This is a genomic window from Paenibacillus sp. CAA11 (assembly GCF_003060825.1).
Lineage (GTDB): Bacteria > Bacillota > Bacilli > Paenibacillales > Paenibacillaceae > Fontibacillus.
The window spans coordinates 3552114-3573175 of the sequence record NZ_CP028922.1; the positions used below are offsets into that span (position 1 = coordinate 3552114).

The following is a 21062-nucleotide window of genomic DNA, read 5'->3' on the forward strand; positions in this document are numbered from 1 at the left end:
GATACGCACCAAGATTGATAATGTATGTATGCGCTTTTAATATGGATAAATGTGACTTCACCGTGTAAGATAGAAGAAGAAACTGCTTCACAGGGGGGAGTCGTTATGACTGCAGAGGCATCTTATATTTCTGCTGCAAATCCGGGAGGAGCAAGCCGTGAGGAGCTTCGCGTCCTATTTGCCGGCGACAGCCAGACGATGCCAGATCACATGCTTGGACCTAAAATCTATGATTTCTTCCTGTTCCATTATATTGAGAACGGGGCTGGAGTTTTTCGTACCGAAGAAGCGGTCTTTCATTTACAAGCTGGCAGCGGCTTCCTGATCCATCCCAATCAGCTCGTAAGCTATGCATCCGATCATGAACAGCCATGGAAATACCGGTGGATGGCCTTTACGGGCGGGAATGCTGCTTCGCTTGTACAGCGCGCCGGCTTCAGCTTAAGCTTACCGATCATGCATGGGAATGTGCACAGCGGAATTCCGCAAGCCCTCGCCTCCATTCTGCAGCTTTTTCGCGAACAAAGAGAAGGTGCTCATCTGGCTTCCTTAGGGTATCTCTATCTGATTCTGGCCGAAGCCGAAGGCTCAAGGACTGAGAATATGGCGCCCTTAACGGGAGAGACACGCGGTGACAGGATTGTAAAGCAAATGATTCATTATATGTCCAGCCAATACGCTTATCCTATATCTATTGAGGAAATGTGCTCCGGACTCGGCTATAATCGCGCATACCTGTCCCGAATCTTCAAGAAAGAAACCGGCATATCCCCAGTCTCCTATCTTCTGAAGCTGCGCATTGATAAAGCTCGTCACCTGCTGCGTGAGCGGCCTGACCTTTCCATTGAGCAGGTTGCGAATTCCGTAGGAATTCCAGACTCACTCTACTTCTCACGCCAGTTTCGCCGCTTCCACGGCGAAGCACCCAGCAGATACCGCCAATCCGCAGCAGGGCTTAAGAGCAGAAGCGTTATGAAATAAAAATGCCCGGTCCACCTAAGCATTGCTGAGGTGGATCGGGCTACTCATTTATCTTGCGAGTCACGACTATTTATTCAGCGTCTGTCTTCAAAATGGTCTCAATTCGGTTCAGTTCTTCCTCAGAGAAATCCAGCTGATTCAAAGCAGCTACGTTCTCTTCAATTTGACTGACACGGCTTGCACCAATCAAGGCCGAGGTGACACGGCCGCCGCGAAGCACCCATGCCAGGGCAAACTGAGCCAGGCTTTGTCCTCGGGCTGCAGCCATCTGATTCAGAGCACGAATCTTACGTAGGACCTCTGGCGTAATCTGGTTCTCCTGCAAAGCTCCGGTTGGATTGGCTGCGCGCGAATTTTCCGGAATTCCATTTAAATACTTGCTGGTAAGAAGACCTTGAGCAAGCGGACAGAACGCGATACTTCCAACGCCGTTCTCTTCCAGAACATCCTGCAGTCCGTTTTCGATCCAACGTTCCAGCATGGAATAGCTCGGCTGATGAATCAACAGCGGGGTGCCAAGCTGCTTCAGAATCGAGATCGCCTCCGCCGTCTTCTCGGCAGAATAGCTGGAGATTCCAATATAAAGCGCTTTACCCGAACGAACAATTTGATCGAGCGCCATCATGGTCTCTTCTAACGGAGTCTCGGGATCAAACCGGTGGGAGTAGAAAATATCCACATAATCAAGCCCCATCCGCTTTAGGCTCTGATCAAGACTGGAAATTAAATATTTCCGGGAGCCCCATTCTCCATAGGGACCTGGCCACATGTAATACCCGGCCTTAGAGGAGATGATAAGCTCATCGCGATAAGAAGCCAGATCCTTCTTAAGTACCTGTCCAAACATCTCCTCAGCCGATCCGGGAGGCGGGCCATAGTTGTTTGCCAGATCAAAATGGGTGATTCCCATATCAAAGGCGCGTCTTATCATTTCACGGCCGTTCTCAAAACTGTCCACACCACCAAAATTATGCCATAAGCCAAGCGATATAGCCGGAAGCTTCAGCCCCGAGCGGCCTACTCGGTTATATTTCATATTTTCATAGCGTTCTTCATTAGGAGAGTATACCATGCTCCACATCCTGCCTTCCTATGTTGAAATAACCTGCTAAAAATATGATAGCCTCTTCAATAATGTTTGGCAAGAAAACGTTTTCTGGCGCTCTGTTACTAGAATTTGTAGAATAAATCAACGATTATCGCTATACAGTATCTTACCCACTTTTTCAAAAGCCTGACCGATAGGCTCAGTTATGATCAAATTAGCCCTGTGGTCATAAGCTGTACGGGAAGCATTCAGCAAAACGGTATAATTTCCCCGGAAATAAGTAACAAAATGAGCGGCAGGCTGAACAGTCAAAGAAGTCCCCCCAATCAGCAGCAAATCTGCTCCTTCAATCACGGCCAATGCCTGTTCAATAGTGTGCTGATCGAGAGGTTCCTCATAAAGAACTACATCGGGCTTAATCACTCCTCCGCATTTACTACAGTGTGGAACCGCCTCCTCTATCGACAAAATGTGCTCAAGCGAATATGGGGCCCCGCATTCCATACAAGTATTTCGCTGAACTGTTCCATGGAGTTCAAATACATGCTTATTACCTGCTGCCTGATGAAGCCCGTCGATATTCTGTGTAACCACTCCGATCAGCTTGTTCCGCCGCTCCAATTCGGCTAGAAACCGGTGTGCGGCGTTAGGCTTAGCTTCAGGGTGCAGCATTTTTGAACGATAAAAGTCAAAAAAGACTTCAGGATGCCGATCAAAAAAACTGCGGCTTAGAATCGTCTCCGGAGAGTATGGAGACTGATTCTCCATCTGATAAATTCCCGCAGCCGAACGAAAATCAGGAATTCCGCTTTCCGTGGATATGCCTGCCCCGCCAAAAAAGGCAATTCGGTTGCTCTCGGAAATCCATTTTGCCAGCTGTTCAAGCTTTGCTTCCATTTCCCTCACTCCTCATATATTAATTTAAGTTCTGATTGCTGCTTCAAGATCCGCATAGTGGTGAATAATAAAATCCGCGTGTATAAGATGCCCCGAATCTCCATCCGGAGCATAACCGACGGATAAAGCGGCACCGCCCTGCCGCCCCATCTGCATATCCCCATCCGTATCCCCGATCATGAGAACTTGCCCTGGAGCAACCCCAAGTTCGCTGCAAGCCAGTTCAAGCATTTGCGGGTCCGGCTTTCCCAGACTTACCCGGTCATGGCCCACAACTGTGCTGAAGAATGCGGAAATACCTAACCAGGCTAGATGGTCAGCAGCTTCGCTTGTCCGATCGGCGGTGACTACGCCTAGAGGAATGCCAAGCCTCTTGCATGTTTGCAGCAGAGAGAGCAAGCCAGGCATAGGCACCGCATTCTTCTCCTCCCGAACCGTCTGCATGGCACTCTTCGCGAACTGCCTGACCTGAAGCAGCGCCTCATTCCAGGCCATGCCGGCGGCGGCATAAAGCTGCCATGCCAGCACAGCAATCGTCTGCTCTTCTGAGGCCATGGCAAGCGGCCCCCTCCGGTCATAATCTGCAGCTCTTCCATCAAGGCCAAAGCTTAGACCAAGCAGCTTTGAAGGCTCCCCGAGCAGCTTTCCGCCCAGCAGCGAAAGGTGGCTCTCCACCAGCCGCGTCAATACTTCTGCCCATTGCCCCCACAGCGCCATAAAATCCAACAATGTACCATCCTTGTCGAACAAAGCAGCATGGAAGGGCACTGTCTTACCTTGAATGACCAGCTCTGGCATGCTTCTCCTCCTAACTCAATTACGAAGTTTAACGAGTGATCTTAAGTTAATTTTATTTTACCGCTACAAAAAACATGGATTCAACACTTAGACATAATTCCAGGTAATGATAACGCTTACTGAAGTGATACATATCACACGCAGAGGCACTGTTTCCGTCGTATTCTTAGCTCAACAATATTTTAAATTTAAAAAACATATTTTTGGACAGGAGTCGTTCGCTATGCTGGATGCTTCTACCGTTGAACGTACGGGAGAAACCTATGCTTTGAACCTTCGTTTTCTGCTCATTGTATGTGTTTTTATCGGTAATCTCATTGAGCCGCTAATTCTCCAAGCACCTCACATGCACGCCCTGTATGTTTGGATTTTCACTTTTCATATGCCTCTATTCGTGTTTGTCACCGGTTATTTTGCTAAGCATAATCTTAGGGGGGATGCCGGACGCAAGCTGCTGATCCAAATTGGCCTGCAATACTTGATCTTTCAGAGCATCTACTCAGTTCTCGACATTACTGTGTTCAAGGTGAATCAGATTCACCATTCGTTCTTCGCCCCTTACCTTCTCCTCTGGTTTCTAGCCAGCCACATCTTTTGGCGTCTAGCTTTACGGCTGATGTTAAAATGGCCGGTAAAGCTCCAGTTTCTATGCTCCTTGGCAGGTGGTATTCTAGTCGGCTATTTGCAAATGGACGGCACTTGGCTCAGCCTTTCTCGCAGCTTCATCTACCTTCCTTTTTTTGTAGCTGGATATCACTACTCTTACGCTTATTTTGTGAAATTTATCACCAGAAATATCCGTCGCCTTGCCCTACTCACCAGCCTCATTCTCTTAGGGGCCGCTGCCATATGGTCAAACCAAATGCAGATCGGCTGGCTGTATGGAAGCATGACGTATGCGCAGCTCCAATATCACGAGTGGTATGCGGGTCTTTTTCGGGCAACGATTTACATGGTGCAGATCATTTCGGCAGCAGCCATTTTATTGCTTGTCCCTCAGCGGCAGCATCGCATCACCGACTGGGGTAAGCGAACACTGTATGTCTTTCTGCTGCACGGGCTTATTGTACGCTTTGCAGCTGTCTCACCGATATACAGCTATATAGAGAGTCCCGCTGCCTCATTCGCCTTGATGCTTGCAGCAATTCTCTTAACGATCCTGCTTTGCCACCCCAAAGTTAAACAAATGACCTCCTGGATCATAGAACCTAGGGTAGAATGGCTGTTCGCAGCTCATTCCCAGCCCACAAAGATAACAGCTGCTTCCAGCGAGCGTTAGCACTTTAATCTCCATAGCTGATTCAACCCAGCTAGCTGTGGTATATAAAAGTTACGCGCAACTAAAAACCATTACTGCGAAGGAGTGATTTTTGATGGCACGTAACAATAAAAAGATGAGTCGTGAGGAAGCGGGACGCATGGGTGGCGAAGCCACTGCTAAAAACCATGGCAAAGAATTCTATCAAGAAATCGGACAAAAGGGCGGACAAGCCACCGCCAAATCACACGACCGCGAATTCTATCAAGAAATTGGGCAAAAGGGCGGCGAAGCCACCGCCGATTCTCACGATAAAGACTTCTATCGTGAAATCGGACGCAAAGGTGGACAAGCCAGAAACAATAAATAATTTCCCAGTATTGGGATGAACTTTATATATAGGAAGCAAGGGCGAACACTCCGGATTACTGATCCGGGGTGTTCGTCTTTTATAGGAAAATGCAACCTGCTGGCTTTAGTAGAAAAAGAAGAAGTGATATGATAGACTGTTAAGAAAGCTTTAGCGATGTGAATTCTTAAAATACTGATGTGTAAACTGGGGGGAAACGTCATCATGACAGCCAAGAAAATGCGTTCTGATATGATTAAGAAGGGCTTTGACCGGGCTCCGCACCGCAGCCTTCTGCGTGCAGCCGGAGTGAAAGAGGAAGACTTCGGCAAACCGTTCATCGCCGTCTGCAACTCCTACATTGATATCGTGCCAGGGCATGTCCATTTGCAGGAATTCGGGAAAATTGTCAAGGAAGCCATCCGGGAAGCCGGCGGGGTTCCATTTGAGTTTAATACCATCGGGGTGGATGACGGAATCGCCATGGGCCACATTGGTATGCGTTACTCTCTGCCAAGCCGGGAAATTATCGCCGACTCGCTGGAAACTGTAGTTTCTGCACACTGGTTTGACGGTATGGTCTGCATCCCGAACTGTGACAAGATCACGCCGGGGATGCTGATGGGTGCACTGCGTGTTAATATCCCAACCATCTTCGTCAGCGGCGGCCCGATGAAGGCCGGAGTAGATACCAAGGGCAACCGGTTATCTCTGACCTCTGTATTCGAAGGCGTCGGCGCTTATCAATCCGGAAAAATTGATGATGCTGGTCTTCTCGAACTTGAACAATATGGCTGTCCTACCTGCGGATCCTGTTCAGGCATGTTCACGGCTAACTCCATGAACTGCCTTGCTGAGGCCTTGGGTCTGGCGCTTCCAGGCAACGGAACAATTCTTGCGGTGTCCGAGGAACGCCGTGACTTTGTTAGACAGTCTGCTCGTCAGCTCATGGAGCTGGTGAAGATGGACCTTAAACCTCGCGATATTGTGACCAAGGAATCCATTGACAATGCATTTGCATTAGACATGGCAATGGGCGGATCCACGAACACTGTGCTTCACACGCTGGCCCTTGCTCAGGAAGCTGGTATTGACTATCCTCTGGAGCGGATCAATGAGGTAGCTAACCGAGTTCCGCATATTTCCAAGCTGGCCCCGGCATCCAATTATTTCATCGAAGATGTGCACCAGGCAGGAGGCGTGAGCGCAGTGCTGAACGAGCTGCTTAAGAAGCCGGGAGCGCTGTTTGGCGAGCAAATTACCGTAACAGGTAAAACGCTGCGTGAAAACGTAGAAGGCCAAGAAATTCAGGATACCAACGTCATTCATCCGATCGACCAGCCTTATTCCGAGCGCGGTGGTCTAGCTATTCTGTATGGTAATCTGGCACCTGAAGGCTCTGTAATTAAGGTAGGCGCTGTTGATCCTTCTGTAGGCGGGTATCATAAAGGTCCTGCCATCTGCTTTGATTCTCAGGAAGAAGCGCTCGAAGGCATCGCTAACGGCAAGGTCAAGGAAGGTCATGTCGTAGTTATTCGTTATGAAGGACCAAAGGGCGGTCCTGGTATGCCGGAGATGCTGGCTCCAACTTCTCAAATTGCCGGTATGGGCTTGGGTGCTAAGGTCGGCCTAATTACAGACGGCAGATTCTCTGGCGCATCCCGCGGCATCAGTATCGGACATATTTCTCCAGAAGCTGCTGAAGGCGGTCCGATTGCTTTTGTTGAAGATGGAGACCTCATCGAACTTGATTTGAACAACCGTAAGATTGAGCTTCTGGTTGATGAAGAAGTAATGGCTGCGCGCCGCGCAAACTGGAAAGGATTCGAGCCAAAAGTAAAAACAGGCTACCTCGCGAGATATTCCAAGCTAGTTACCAATGCTAGCTCCGGTGGCGTCATGAAAATTTAAATAGAATTTATGGATAAGAAAAAAGGACCGATGAAAATCGGCCCTTTTTTCTTATCTTACTGCATATCTCATGTAACGCTTGGAAACAATTGTTAGCAAGGAATAGATGCTTCAATCGCCGCATCATGCTCTTTATGATCTTGCAATCTGCGATGAGAGCCATCTTCCCCAAATTGTTCAATGAGCGTATCAATCGGCATTACAATCAGCTTGGGAACCATTTGATCTGCATGGCGCCGGACTCGGTCCTGACCTGCAGGGTGAATAACACGCATCAGTAGCTTCAAGTAAACCTTGGTGGATTTAGCAAAGAAACCGTCGGGAAGATCTGTTACTGTAAATCCAAATTGTTCAGGTCCTCGATTAATAAGACTTACTCCATACAAAGCCTTGACGTTTTTCAATGCTGGATGTTTGGTGATGTATTGGGCTAGCTCGGGGAGAGTCTTCTCTACATTTCGTATCAATTGAATAGCCAAATGAACGGAAGACTTCGACTTGGAGCCGATATCAAACAATCGCTTGTTATCAAAATGCAGCTCAAGAATCTGGTCACCCTTCCGCAGCGCCCCCCCTTGCTTTAAGGCAACTGGGTCACCCGAATAGGTTCTAACTCGAAAATGAAATATAGGATTTTCCTTATTCGTGGTCTGAAGGCTGAACATGAAGTGAAACAGCTTCTCCCACAACAGCCATAAGAATACAATCGCTTTTTTGAACCAGGACAGTGCTGGCACCCCATCCTTGCCTTTCTTCACAGCTTTAGGCATCTGGGCTTTAGCCGTCCCGTGAATCATTTCATCGATTCGGATGCTTCGAAGTCCGCGGGCCTCCGCTTCCTGCAATACCTGCTCCAGTGCCGCAAGCATCTCGGCAGGCGCAGTCTGATTCGCCCCCAGTGTAGCCCCGCAGTCATGCAATAAAAAAACCTCTCCTGCGCGCAGCTTCTTCAGCATGCGCCGAGCCAGCCGTTCTCTCCCTACACGGGCTCTCCAGTCTCCAAACATGGAAGACCATAGCACAAGCTGCATTTCATTGCGCTTGGAGAAGTCAAACAAGTTCACAATCCCCCATGGCGGACGGTAGAAATGCGTCTCCATGCCGGTCACGCTTTTGATAATTTGCCCCGTCATAGCCACCTGTTTCTTGACTGTTCCTGGCCGCATCAACCAGTTGGTCTTATGAATGTAGTTGTGAATGCCAAGCATATGACCCTCATCATGAATTCGCTTGATTAGGTCCGGGTGCTTCTCTGCATTGGCTCCAACCACGAAAAAGGTTGCCTTAGCATCATATTTCTTTAATAAATCCAACAGCTGAGGCGTATAAACGGCATCAGGTCCGTCATCAAAGGTGAGTGCGAACTCGTTCTCCGTTGTACCTCGTCTGAAGACACGGAAACCGAACAAACGGCTGATCAGCCCAGGAATAAAGGCATATAAAGATAAAATATAGAATCCCCATAACAGCAAAGTCTCCATGGCGCTTATCCCTTCTTTTCTAATTCAATTGACTTTAGCTTGCTAGAATAACGCAAGTCATGGATACATCCACTCTATTTTATCATATGATGTTACAAATTAGGCGCACTTTTTTTATTTAGCCCGTTTGCGTCCTCTTGTACAGTATATTCATGACTTCACCAAACAGCTCTGTCGCAAGTGATTTTGTTCCGGGTTTTTTGCCTTGCACCAGAACAGCAACGGCATACCTCGGATGCTGGATTGGCCCATAACCAATAAACCACTGGTCGTTCAGCTTACGCCCGTGCCGGGTCACCTGGGCTGTTCCGGATTTTCCGGCAAGGTCCCAGGAGAAGTCTGCAAGGCTTCGTCCTGTTCCTTCGGTCACCACTTTTCTCATCCACCCCAGCAGCGTAGCTGCAGTCTGTGGAGAAATTCGCCCGCTTGACGCCAGCACCGCATGCGGTTTCAGTGCAGCTAACGGGGTCCCGTCAGCATAATAAACATCGCTCACCAGTCTTGGCGCATGAACCACCCCGCCGTTAATCAGTGTCACCACCAGATTAGCGGCTTGCAGCGGCGTCATAAGAACGCTTCGCTGTCCAATTGCAGTTTGGGCCAAGACGCCTTTATCAGAGGGATCTTTTTCCTTGCCAAATACAGTACCTGCCTCTTCCTGGTCAAACATCCGCAGCGGCTCTTGTCCCTTTCCATAAAAAACACTGTCACTCCATCCAATCAGGCGGCCCAGCCCAAGCTGATCGGCGGTCCGTTCCAGCTGAAAAGGCGACAAACGTTCTCCTAGGCTTGCAAAAACTGTATTACAGGACTTGGCATACCCCTCTCCCAGCGAGAGACGGCCATGACCATGCTCCTTCCAGCACGATAAGCCGTATTTGCCGTAATCCCCATTACAGTGAAAGGCTTCCGACGGAGAGGTTAGTCCGGCTTCAAGTGCAGCAGCGGCAGTAACCGTCTTAAAGATCGAGCCTGGTACAGCTGCTTTCACTGCTCGATTGCTCCAAGCTTGATCAGATAGCTCAATATGATTGGGCTGGAAGAAAGGGCTGGAAACCATGGCGAGTACATCTGCAGTTTTCGTATCGAGTACAACTACCGCTCCTTCTGCCACTCCTGCAGCTGCAGTCAGCTTCTCAATTTCGGCTTGGATGCCAAGATCGATGGTGGTCTTTACCTTAACCGGGTAATATGGATTTCTCGGGGTATGAATCCGGACAGCCTCTCCTCCAATCGGTTTCTGATGGGCATCCACGCGGTATGCTGCCTGTGTCGGTCCCAGCCCCTGCAGCATACGGTCCAAGGTTCTTTCCAATCCTGATGCGCCGATCTTCGAGGATATCGGCAGATTTTTCTGGTTAGGCTGGGACAGATTCAGCTCTCGGATCCGTTCAGGCTGCTCAGCCAGGAAGCCGAGCCACTGGCGCCCTCCAGCAGCCTCAGGATAACGAAGCACATAAGGGAGAGCTGCTAGGCCTGGGACGTTCTGCTTGTTGATCGCCTTTGCCTCACCAAGGGACAATCTTATAGGGAGCTTATCCTTTCCGCCCGTCCAAGTCGCAGGATGCGTCAACTTCCCCCAAACGGTCCCCAGCTCTTCAGGAGAAGTGTTCAGAAGTGTTGCCGCTTGATGTAGATAGGCCGGGGCCTTGCTTGAATTTATCCCCAACGGCTCAAATGAACCTACTGGAAACAACACCGGTGTCCAGATGAGCTGCCCGGTCAAGGAGCGTCCATGGCGGTCAACAAATTGCCCCCTTCCGCTGTCCAGTTCAATTCTCTCCTCCCGCTGCCGAACCGCTCTCTCACTGATATCAGTGTTTTGCATAGCGACACGGGCCGGAACCGGATCTGCGAATTGAAGCCATGCGAGCCGAAGTCCTAGAAGCACAATCAATCCGCTTAATAAGATAAGCAGGTAGAAGATGCGGATTTTTGTCTGCATGAAGTCTGTCCCCCTTAGGGCTAAGTATCCCCTCATTTGCCTCACTTCACACCATCCTTAGAAGCGCTCGATCCAGTCGGGGTACAAAATAGTGGAAGACCCCTATATAAAAAAGACGGCCCCGTAGGAGAGCCGCCTTTACTTTTGGCTTATTTTAGAATGTAAATTTGGACAAGGAGTCTTTCAGACCGGTAGATACCTTCTCCAGCTTATCTGACAGCTGAACCAGCTGATCTCCAACCAATTGCTGTTCGTTGCTAAGGGATGCAACCTCTTCGGACGTTGCGGAAGACTGCTGCGCTACCGCGCTGACATTGGTCATAGCTTCGCTCAACACGCCCTGTGACTGACTCAGCCCTTGAACCGATGTCGTTACAGAGTCAAGCTTCGAAATGAAGCCGACCATTTGCTCCTGTACGGATACAAAGATTTGATTCGTCTCCTGAACCGATGTAATCTGTTCAGCAAACATTGGGCTTGCATCCGACAGCGCCTGAACGGTCTCGTACATTTCCTGCTGAATTTTATCTGTAATTTGACCCACCATCGTAATAGACTGCTTGGACTGCTCGGCTAGCTGACGAATTTCATCTGCCACTACCATAAATCCGCGTCCGGCAGCTCCTGCTCTCGCTGCTTCAATCGTAGCGTTAAGCGAAAGGATATTAGTCTGCTGAGTGATATTTTGCATGACATCCACTACTTTGAGTACAGAAACAGTGCTTTCCTTCAAGGCTTCTACTTTCTCAGCCAAAGCACGGGTAATTTCCCCAGTAGCATTGGTCTTCTCCATAAGTCCTTGTAAATACTCTGTGCCTAGCTGACTGGACTTCTCTACCTCGCGTGCTGAAGCTTCCATCTCTTTATTGGCAGAGATCACTTCATGAACCTGGCTGCCAATCCCTTCGGTCAGCTCGCTGCCCCGTTCCGCCTCGGAGGCAAGGCTGCCAGCACCATTGGCAATTTCCTCTGTAGCTACAGCGATTTCCTTGGCCGAGATCGCGGTCTTTTTCGAAGCTTCTGCTAGCTCGGAGGCGGTATCGAGCACATCTCTCGCCGAACCATTAGCCTGCTGTACCAATTCCGTAATTTTCTCCATCATGACATTGAAGCTTGCCGATAGCTGTCCAATCTCATCCTTCGTCTTATGGTCAATTCGTACGTTCAGGTTGCCTTTGGCCCCTTCTTGCATCAGACCATTCAGCTTGCTAAGCGGCCGCGCAATCATGCGAACCATCCAGATTCCCAGTAGGACCGCGATTATGGCAACTACAATCACCGATAGATAGGTGGACAGCAGAATTCCTCTGGCATCCTTGACCAGGTTGCCGGTTGGCACAATACCTGTCAGCTTCCAGCCAGAAACCTGCTGGGTACTATAAACAGCCAGAATGGAATCCCCTTTAAGATCCTTTGTAGTTAGGCTGTCCTGTTCCTTTTTGGAATCTTTAATAAAGCTGTATTCTACTTTTTGGCCGTTCTCTTCATCAATGGAAGAACCGATGATTTGTCCTTCCGGCGTAATCAGCTCTACTTTAGAGCCTTCGCCCAAATCCACCTTTTTCAGCTGTTCGGTAACAACAGATACATCAACATCACAAGCAATAAGGAACTGATTGGTGCCCGTCAAAGTCTTGATGGATTTGACCCACCGGAACATATTCTTGCCCTTATCTCCGTCTACAGACAACCAGACCGAACCCGATTGCTTGCTAAGCTCATCATACCAGGCTTGATCCTTCATTGTGCTCATGAAGTCAACATCAGATGTCCCGGTAACAACGTTGCCCAGCGAATTATTTAGTGGAAGCAAATAAACTGCCCGCACCCCTTCAACGGTATAGTTCAAGCTGCTCATTTTTTTATTGATACTGTTGGTTACGGTAAAGCGATCATAATCGCTGCCGCCTGTTGTTGCGAGAGCCGTTTGAATCAAGGATTGCATCTCCTGATCAACGAACATTTGCTGCATACTATCTTCATATCGTTTAAATATAATGTCCAGCTTTTCACTGGTTTGAATAACGGTTTGCCGGTTAGCACTGAGCGCATTTTTCTGGATGGTATTCTTCGCCAGCTGGTAAGATACAATCCCCAATGACAACACGAAGACCATAATGGCTACAAAGAAAATCAGGAACAGACGTATCCCTACAGATCTGGTAGGATCCAGCTGCTTAATCCGAACGCCCCGCAAGTATGTAATCGCTTTCTTAAAAGGCCCGGATAAACCCTTGGTTTGCACTTTATTTATCTCTTTCCCTTCCTCAGCTCCCCCTTTCTTCGGACGATTGTGGTTATTCTCTGGTTTATTCTTCTTTTTCGGAACCAGACCCATTGCCCTCACCTACCACTCTCTCTAGTCTTAATCACACTCATTATATTATTTCGGTCGTTCTTCCTAGATTTTTAAGATGGTCCTCCATAACTTGTTAGGTTTTCTTATTTTTTTTGGAATTTGTCATAAAAAGAACATTTTTTCTCTATCTAGGGGCCTACAGCTGATTCTATCATAATCAAGAAGTAGACTGATTTACCTATATGGATTGAACTAAAGTTTTACAGTGACCTTTCTATATATAACGGCCTATTTCGGCCCTATAACATTCATTTCTTTAGTTCATTCTATATAATTCACATAAAAATGCCTATCGCCGCTAAAAGACGATAGGCATTAACAGTTTAATTACTTTTTCTTACGCATCATATCAAAGTACTTAACAGGCTGCTCTACTTTAAAACGAACTAGCTGCAGGGGATGCCGCGCCGCATCCAGCTCATTGCCTTCTTCATCCCAGATCGTATCGATCTTCTGCTTGAAGAAAGTGCCACCTGGACCGAAGAATTCAACCTCTTGTCCAGGCTTGAAGTGGTTGCGCTGCTGCACAGTTACAAGCCCCGTCTCTTCCTCATAGCTCATGACCAGTCCTGCAAAATCATAAGGCGCTGCCTTCTCTTCAGGCTCATAAATATGATCCTCATGATCAGGAGTATCATAGAAGAAGCCCGTATTCAAAGGACGATTCGCTGCTTTATTCATTTCATCGATCCATTCCTGTTTAAGCTCATAGCCTTCAGGATCAGCCATATAAGCATCAATGGCCTGACGGTATACATTCACAACAGTAGCTACATAGTGTATGGATTTCATTCTTCCTTCAATCTTGAAGCTGTCTACCCCAACATCGATCAGGTCGGGAATGTTGCCAATCATGCACAAGTCCTTAGAGCCCATCGTAAAGGCATTATCCTCTTCCGCAAATAAAGGAAGCTGGGTCACACCGAGCTTGAACTGCTGAACAGCCCGATCCTCCTGCGCCTGTTCTTCTGAGACCCAGGTCGTCTCAGGTCTGGCATCTTCAAACAAATCGTACTTCCAGCGGCAGGATTGGCAGCAGCCTCCGCGGTTAGAGTCCCGGTCCGTAAAGTGATTGGACAGCACACAGCGCCCAGAATAAGAAGAGCACATCGCACCATGAATAAACGCCTCAATCTCAATATCCACATGGTCCTTGATCTCCTGAATTTCCGCCAAGCTGGTTTCCCGCCCCAGAACAACCCTGGGTAGCCCCTCTTCCTTCCAGAACTTAACGGCTTGCCAATTCACGGTGGACTGCTGTGTGCTTAAGTGAACTTCCAGATTAGGAACTACGCGGCGCGCGGTATCCACAATGACGGGATCTGCCACAATAACTGCTGATATTCCGACTTCATATAGGTTTCGGAGATATTCTTCAATACCTTCCAGATCCTCGTTATGCGCATAAATGTTCGTGGCCACGAATACTTTTGCACCGTATTTGTTTGCGAATTCGACGCCTTCCCGCATTTCCTCAAAGCTGAAGTTATCTGCATTGGAGCGAAGACCATACTTCTGCCCGCCAATATACACGGCATCGGCTCCATAATGTATAGCAAACTTGAGCTTCTCCAGATTACCGGCCGGAGCAAGAAGCTCCGGCTTATCAAGCCGATAGCGTTTGCCTGAATATTTGGGCTTATGTTTAACAACGGTGTCCAAGTGGTATTCACCCTTTCAATGTAAAATTTTAAGAGTTCTTAAAACACTTGCTCTTTATAGAAAAAGCCAAACGAGAGCTCACGCTCAGGATCTTGAAGTCGCCGTACCTCTTCCAGCCAAGCCTCATCATATTGATACGCTTCGGGCGCTTCGACATAGCTATCCATCGCCTGCCGATACGCTTTAATGGCTGCCACATTATAAGCTGCAGGCTTCAACAACGTTTCGATCTTGAAGCTTTGAACTCCAGCTTCCAGCATGAGATGTAAATCCTCTATGATGCATATATCATCCGAGCTCATGATGTGCGTACCATTTATATCTTCATAGATTGGAAATTTCTCTTCCTTACGTTCTTCTTCGATGAGAAACAATCCTCTATGAAGCCCCAAATCCTCTCCCTCGACGGGCCGGCCCTGATGCAGCATATAGCTTGCTACAAGGCGCCGCTTCGAATGGTAGATATTCGTCATGCCATGAATTTGTGCCTGCGCCTCAATCTCCAGGTGCGGCATCATGCCAACAATTTCATCCATGTTGAGCTCACGGGCCAGCACCACCCGCGAAGCGCCTTTGCGTCCCCAGTAATTAGCTGTTGCATAGTTGGTGGAGGTCATCTCCGCGTTCCAGTGCAGCTTTAAGCTGGGAGCATCCTCCTTGGCGATGCTAAGCACCGCAGGGTCTCCGAACTCAATTGCATCAACACCCGCTTCTTCCAGACTTCTCAGATAAGCTGGAAGACCCTTCAGCAATTCATTGCTCATCAAGTTGTTTACACTCACCACTACCTTGACGCCCTGGTTGTGCGCGATATTCACTGCCTGAACAAGCTCGTCTCCTTTCAGCTCTCCAGGGAGACGCATACCATACAAATCTTCACCGATTAAAACCGCAGTGGCTCCGGCAGAAATATAAGCTTCTACCTCTGCAAGAGATCCCGCAGGAGCGATTAGCTCCGGTTTGTATCCTTCCATATTCACACCTCTGTCTATTTGGCCGAAGCCTTGCTTTTCTTAATATTTGCCTCATGCTCGGCAAATGTCCGGGCAAACAGGTGCTCCTGGCTGCCATCCTTCTTAGTAACGTAGAACAAATAATCAGAGCTTTCAGGCGTAAGAGCTGCCTCAATGGACTTCAAGCTGGGGCTGGCTATAGGTCCGGGCGGTAGTCCCTTGTATAAATAAGAATTATATGGACTATCCACCTTGCGAAGATCCGAATTTAAAAGCCTCTCTTTGGGCTTCTCAAGCAAATATTGAACCGTCGCATCAATCTCCAGCTTCATATCCTGCTTAATCCGATTATAAATAACTCCAGCAACCAAAGGCCTTTCCTGATCAACAACTACTTCCCGTTCCACTAATGAAGCTACAGTCATCAGCTCATTCAAAGATAGCCCCTGCCGCTTTAGCTTTGCTTGGTAGTCAGGAATCGTGCTAAGCTTCTTCTCGGTCTCATCCAGCATTCGTGCAATAATGTCGCTTGCCGTACTGCCTTTCTTCAGCTCATAAGTTTCCGGGAATAAATATCCCTCCAGCCGGTACATAACTTTGCTGTCCTGTGGAATGGAGCTAAGCAGTCCACTTTGAATCCCGGTAGGGTTCTTAGCGAGCTTAAGAAATTCATCCGCATTTACAATCCCCTCAGCAGAGAGCTTCTCTGCCATCTGCTTGACAGTGTAGCCTTCAGGAATCGTGAAACGCACCATCTCATCCTTAACCACATCACCCTTATTAAGCTTTTGAATAATTTCTTGGTAAGTCATGCCAGGATTCAGTTCATATACGCCAGCCTGGAAGTGTCCCCCTTCACTCTTCAGCTTCAAATATCCTTTGAACAACAGTGCATTACGAATCAAGCCTTTGTCTTCTAACAAATCCGCAATGCCAGACGTTCCTGTTCCCGGCTCAATCGTAAACTTTACTTTCTCATCCGATGGCTTCACCGGCTGAAGGTTGACATAAGTGTATCCTATAATTCCTCCTGCGATGACCAGCAATGTAATCAAAACGGCCAGCCATCGGCGATTGCGTCTTTTGCTCAAGAATTGTTCAACCCCTTAACAGCCAAAAAGAGCGGAAGCTCCTCCGCCCTTCTCAGCTAATTCTCTATAGAGTAGCCCTCTTCACAAGTCTACTACTCAGGAAATGTTAATTCGTCATACAACTCATTAACATCTTCCCATTCATCATCATCGTCAATGGTCTCCAAAGACAGCGTTCCCTCCGGAGAGGTGATGATCTTAAGGATCTGCGGCTCAGTTTGAGCACCTGCTGAATCTAGGCGCAGAACGGCGTAGGATCTGCCGGCAACATCGAATTCCTTCTCAACACGATAATAAGAGGCTTTACCCTTCTCATCTTGAAGCTCCACGATCGGGCCAAACGCTTCCTGGATTCTATGACTCCATACAACCTCAGCAGCAGAGAACTCAGTCATGCTCGGGATCTCCACCGAACTCATCCAGAAGAGTATTAAAGGTCTCCTCGACAATTTCCCACTCTTCATCACTTTCAATCGTGTACAGCTTCAGATCTTCTCCGTCTTCCTCATACCGAAAAGCATACACCTCTTCACTCTCTTCATCCTCTGAATCGAGCGGTACGACCATCATATATTTCGCATCAGAGCCGTCAACCTCAAATTTCATGATGACTTCGAACTCTTCCTCGGTCCCTTCTTCATCAGGGATATAGATGATTTCCGGTTCTTCCTGATTGCCGATAATCTCCTTCGCCATTTGCCATCACCCTCACCTTTTACTCTTAGAGTCCAAATAATTCTGTAAAATGAAGATCGCCGCCATCTTATCTACGACCTGTTTGCGCTTCTTACGGCTTACATCAGCCTCCAGCAGCGTGCGATGTGCTGAAACTGTTGTCAGCCGTTCATCCCATAGATGAACAGGCAGATTCAGCTGCAATTTCAGCTTCTCTGCAAATTCCATGCAGATTTCACCGCGGGGACCGATCGTACCATTCATGTTCTTGGGAAGTCCAACAATAATCTCTTCAATATTGTGTTCCTGCACCAATTCAGCAATTCGCAACAGCTCAGATTCGTCCCGCCGGCGCTCGATTGTCTCAACGCCTTGCGCGGTCCAGCCCAGAGCGTCACTGACGGCAACTCCGATCCTGCGGTCCCCATAATCGAGTCCCATAATTTTCATTAGCTAACTCCTGTCAAACTTGTCTTTGCTTCATAGCTGAATTACACAGCCTATAACGGCAATTGTTCCTCTACCGGTGATTTGCCAAGTAGTATCTCACCAGTTCCTCGATCAGTTCATCGCGCTCTTTCTTCCGGACCAGACTTCTGGCATTGTTGTGTCTCGGTATATATGCCGGATCCCCCGACAGTAAATAACCGACAATTTGATTAATCGGATTATACTCTTTCTCTCTCAGGGCCTCATACACGGTGAGGAGAATTTCCTCTGCAGAAGCTTCCTGTTCATCAGCCTTCACATTAAATTTGACGGTCTTATCCATGGAGTCCATAATGCCACCTCGCTTCTTCAAACATAACGGTTGCATTGCCGATAGAGCAGTTTATGACAAGCTGACTAATCAATGCTGATAAGAAAGCCTATATACTCCTACTATACCATAGACAGGGTTCTATAAGGAAATAATAACCTGCTAAAAATATCCCTAACCAGGTCTTCCTCAAGAAATAAACTGAATTTAGCCTTCAATCAGCTGACGAGCCAGCTGGAGTGCCTCATCCAATTTGGAAGCGTCTTTACCGCCCGCTTGAGCCATATCCGGACGGCCACCGCCGCCGCCCCCGCATACTGCGGCAATTTCTTTCACCAGCTTACCTGCATGCAGTCCGCGTTTTACATCTGCCTGTGGAACAACCACGACAAAGTTCACTTTGCCTTCCATCTCTGCGCCCAGCACAAGCACAGCATCCGGCAGCTTCGTTTTAAGCTCGTCCGCCAGCGTACGCAAGGCATCCATGCTTCCTGCGGCCACCCGTGCAGCCAGAAGCTTGCTCTCGCCAACCGCCTGTACCTGGCTTGTCAGTTCACCGGCTTCGATTGCACTCAGTTTGCCTTGCAAAGATTCATTGTCTCGAGACAGCTCCTTGATCTGCTGATGCAGCCCTTCAATTCGCTTAGGGACCTCGCTGAGGTTGGTCTTCAGTGCAGACGCAGCCTGTTTTAACAGCTCAAGCTGCTGGTCAATAAATTCGTAGGCGTTGCGCCCTGTCACAGCCTCGATCCGGCGTACCCCAGAACCGATGCCGCTCTCACTCACCAGCTTGAACAGCCCAATTTCAGACGTGTTCTGAACATGGCATCCGCCGCACAATTCAAGGCTATACCCGCCGACTTGCACAACGCGTACGATATCCCCATATTTTTCTCCGAACAAAGCCATAGCTCCCATAGCCTTAGCTTCATCAATCGGCTTAAGCTCAATTACTACGTTCAAACTGTTCCAAATCTGCTCATTTACACGGCGTTCAATCTCTGTCAGCTCCTCAGGGGTAATGCTGCCCAGATGAGAGAAGTCAAACCGTAGACGCTGCGGCTCTACCAGAGAGCCTGCTTGGTTAACATGCTCGCCAAGCACTTCTTTAAGCGCCTTATGAAGCAGGTGGGTTGCCGTATGGTTCTTCACGATATCAGCCCGCTTAGCGCGGTCTACTTCTGCACGTACTTCCGTCCCGGTCCGAAGCTCACCTGCTGTGACCTTCACTTCATGTACATGCTGGCCATGAGGAGCTTTGAACAAGCCCTCAACTTCAGCTGCCCCGCTCTCTGAACGCAGCTGGCCTTGGTCGCTCACCTGTCCGCCGCTCTCGGCATAGAACGGGGTTGACTGAAGAATAATTTGCCCCGTTTGACCTTCAGACAAAGTATCTACGAAGGCATCATCTACAATAATCGCCAAGATTTTCGTTGAGGCAACAAGCTCATTATAACCAACGAATTCAGTTTTAGTCGTAAAATCAGACAGCACCCCACCCTGAATCTTCATGCTTCCTCCTGTGTGGGAAGCCGCTCTAGCTTGGTCGCGCTGTTTTTGCATGGATGCTTCGAACCCTTCGCGGTCTACGGTCAGTCCGTGCTCCAGGGCGTAATCTTCCGTCAGGTCCAGCGGGAATCCGTAGGTATCGTAAAGCTTGAACGCGTCTGCACCTGCAATCACAGTGCGTCCGGCTTCTTTCGCTTCTTTGGATACCTGCTCCAATATAGCTAGACCATCGCTGAGCGTCTCATGGAAGCGCTCCTCTTCACCGCGAACGACCTTCTCGATGAATTCACGCTTGGTTACGATATCGGTATAGTAGCTGCCCATAATTTCACCTACAGTCTCCACTAGAGAGAACATAAATGGACGGTCCAGCCCGATCATTTTGCCGTAACGCACAGCCCGGCGCAGCAGGCGGCGAATAACATAGCCACGGCCTTCGTTGGATGGAAGGACACCGTCAGCCACTGCAAATGCTACTGTACGGATGTGGTCCGCTATAACTTTCAGGGCTACGTCATGCTCCTTGTTCACGCCATAAGTCACTTTTGCGATCTTAGCCGTCTTGGCAATAATCGGTTGGAACAAGTCGGTATCAAAGTTTGAATCTACGTTCTGCAAAATGGAGGCAAAGCGCTCAAGTCCCGCTCCTGTATCGATATTCTTGTTAGGAAGCGGAGTATAGCTGCCGTCCTTATTATGATTGAATTGGGAGAACACAAGGTTCCACACTTCAAGCCAGCGCTCATTCTCACCGCCGGGATACATTTCAGGATCAGACAGATCATTGCCGTAGGCTTCTCCACGGTCATAGAAAATTTCTGTACAAGGTCCGCATGGGCCTTCGCCAATATCCCAGAAATTATCCTCAAGCTTAATAATGCGCTCTGGTGGAATACCGATCTTCTCGTTCCACAGCTTGTACGCTTCTGCATCCTCAGGATATACAGTTACGGACAGACGCTCCGGATCGAATCCGATCCAGTCTTTCCCTGTGAGGAACTCCCATGCCCACGTAATGGTCTCTTCCTTGAAGTAATCTCCAATTGAAAAATTACCCATCATTTCAAAAAAGGTATGGTGCCGTCTAGTTTTGCCTACATTCTCAATATCGTTCGTTCGGATACACTTCTGAGAATTGGCAATTCGCGGGTTCTCCGGCTTCACACGCCCGTCAAAATAAGGCTTCAGCGGCGCCATCCCTGCATTAATCCAGAGCAAGGACGGATCGTTGTGGGGAACGAGCGAAGCACTCGGTTCAATGTTATGCCCCTTGCTTGCAAAAAATTGAAGCCATTTGGAGCGAATCTCACTTGATTTCATGATCTTGTATCCTCCCAAAAATGTAAAAATAGAAAAAACGCCCCTGAACTACAGGGACGATTGTC

18 protein-coding genes are annotated in these 21062 nt (G+C 48.5%); 4 read left to right on the forward strand and 14 right to left on the reverse strand.

The window, feature by feature from the left end:
* Positions 1–105 precede the first annotated feature (105 nt).
* Positions 106–981, forward strand: coding sequence for an AraC family transcriptional regulator (locus DCC85_RS16580; protein ID WP_108466580.1), 876 nt, complete (start codon positions 106–108; stop codon positions 979–981).
* Positions 982–1051: 70 nt separating this feature from the next.
* Here the strand turns inward: DCC85_RS16580 and mgrA are convergent, their stop codons facing one another.
* The 3 genes from mgrA to DCC85_RS16595 form a co-directional block, all read right to left on the reverse strand.
* On the reverse strand, positions 1052–2053 hold the full coding sequence (gene mgrA, locus DCC85_RS16585; protein WP_108467925.1) for an L-glyceraldehyde 3-phosphate reductase: 1002 nt from the start codon (positions 2051–2053) through the stop codon (positions 1052–1054).
* A 117-nt stretch (positions 2054–2170) separates the two neighbouring features.
* The gene (locus DCC85_RS16590; RefSeq protein ID WP_108466581.1) at positions 2171–2926 is read right to left on the reverse strand and encodes an NAD-dependent protein deacylase; all 756 of its coding nucleotides are present in this window, start codon (positions 2924–2926) and stop codon (positions 2171–2173) included.
* Positions 2927–2950: 24 nt separating this feature from the next.
* The gene (locus DCC85_RS16595) at positions 2951–3724 is read right to left on the reverse strand and encodes an HAD family hydrolase (protein ID WP_108466582.1); all 774 of its coding nucleotides are present in this window, start codon (positions 3722–3724) and stop codon (positions 2951–2953) included.
* Between the two features lie 223 nt (positions 3725–3947).
* Here DCC85_RS16595 and DCC85_RS16600 point away from each other — a divergent pair, with 223 nt between their 5' ends.
* The 3 genes from DCC85_RS16600 to ilvD all read left to right on the forward strand — a co-directional run bounded on the left by DCC85_RS16600 (position 3948) and on the right by ilvD (position 7242).
* Positions 3948–5003, forward strand: coding sequence for an acyltransferase family protein (locus tag DCC85_RS16600; RefSeq protein WP_108466583.1), 1056 nt, complete (start codon positions 3948–3950; stop codon positions 5001–5003).
* 94 nt (positions 5004–5097) lie between these two features.
* On the forward strand, positions 5098–5352 hold the full coding sequence (locus DCC85_RS16605) for a KGG domain-containing protein (RefSeq protein WP_108466584.1): 255 nt from the start codon (positions 5098–5100) through the stop codon (positions 5350–5352).
* Between the two features lie 204 nt (positions 5353–5556).
* Positions 5557–7242, forward strand: a complete 1686-nt coding sequence (ilvD, locus tag DCC85_RS16610; protein ID WP_108466585.1) for a dihydroxy-acid dehydratase — start codon at positions 5557–5559, stop codon at positions 7240–7242.
* A 92-nt stretch (positions 7243–7334) separates the two neighbouring features.
* Here ilvD and DCC85_RS16615 read toward each other — a convergent pair whose 3' ends face one another.
* From DCC85_RS16615 to alaS, 11 genes are all read right to left on the reverse strand, one after another.
* Positions 7335–8723 carry a polysaccharide deacetylase family protein gene (locus tag DCC85_RS16615; protein ID WP_108466586.1) on the reverse strand — a complete coding sequence of 463 codons (1389 nt, stop codon included), beginning with the start codon at positions 8721–8723 and terminating at the stop codon, positions 7335–7337.
* Between the two features lie 118 nt (positions 8724–8841).
* Positions 8842–10668 carry a peptidoglycan D,D-transpeptidase FtsI family protein gene (locus DCC85_RS16620; RefSeq protein ID WP_234414212.1) on the reverse strand — a complete coding sequence of 609 codons (1827 nt, stop codon included), beginning with the start codon at positions 10666–10668 and terminating at the stop codon, positions 8842–8844.
* Between the two features lie 154 nt (positions 10669–10822).
* Positions 10823–13006: a methyl-accepting chemotaxis protein gene (locus DCC85_RS16625; protein WP_108466588.1), complete on the reverse strand. Its 2184-nt coding sequence runs from the start codon at positions 13004–13006 to the stop codon at positions 10823–10825.
* A gap of 348 nt (positions 13007–13354) precedes the next feature.
* A complete protein-coding gene (locus tag DCC85_RS16630; protein ID WP_108466589.1) occupies positions 13355–14689 on the reverse strand; it encodes a peptidase U32 family protein in 1335 nt (444 codons plus the stop codon).
* Positions 14690–14727: 38 nt separating this feature from the next.
* Positions 14728–15663: a peptidase U32 family protein gene (locus DCC85_RS16635; protein WP_108466590.1), complete on the reverse strand. Its 936-nt coding sequence runs from the start codon at positions 15661–15663 to the stop codon at positions 14728–14730.
* Positions 15664–15677: 14 nt separating this feature from the next.
* The gene (gene mltG / locus DCC85_RS16640; RefSeq protein ID WP_199909932.1) at positions 15678–16733 is read right to left on the reverse strand and encodes an endolytic transglycosylase MltG; all 1056 of its coding nucleotides are present in this window, start codon (positions 16731–16733) and stop codon (positions 15678–15680) included.
* A 92-nt stretch (positions 16734–16825) separates the two neighbouring features.
* Positions 16826–17128: a DUF1292 domain-containing protein gene (locus tag DCC85_RS16645; RefSeq protein WP_108466591.1), complete on the reverse strand. Its 303-nt coding sequence runs from the start codon at positions 17126–17128 to the stop codon at positions 16826–16828.
* Entirely contained in the window at positions 17121–17429 is a 309-nt protein-coding gene (locus DCC85_RS16650) for a DUF1292 domain-containing protein (RefSeq protein ID WP_108466592.1), read from the reverse strand. Before DCC85_RS16650 ends, DCC85_RS16645 begins: the two co-directional genes overlap by 8 nt.
* Positions 17430–17441: 12 nt before the next feature.
* Positions 17442–17858 (reverse strand): Holliday junction resolvase RuvX, encoded by a 417-nt coding sequence (ruvX, locus tag DCC85_RS16655; RefSeq protein WP_108466593.1) that lies wholly within the window; start codon positions 17856–17858, stop codon positions 17442–17444.
* Positions 17859–17928: 70 nt separating this feature from the next.
* Positions 17929–18189, reverse strand: coding sequence for an IreB family regulatory phosphoprotein (locus DCC85_RS16660; RefSeq protein ID WP_108466594.1), 261 nt, complete (start codon positions 18187–18189; stop codon positions 17929–17931).
* Positions 18190–18375: 186 nt separating this feature from the next.
* Entirely contained in the window at positions 18376–20997 is a 2622-nt protein-coding gene (gene alaS, locus DCC85_RS16665; protein ID WP_108466595.1) for an alanine--tRNA ligase, read from the reverse strand.
* Between the last annotated feature and the right edge of the window lie 65 nt (positions 20998–21062).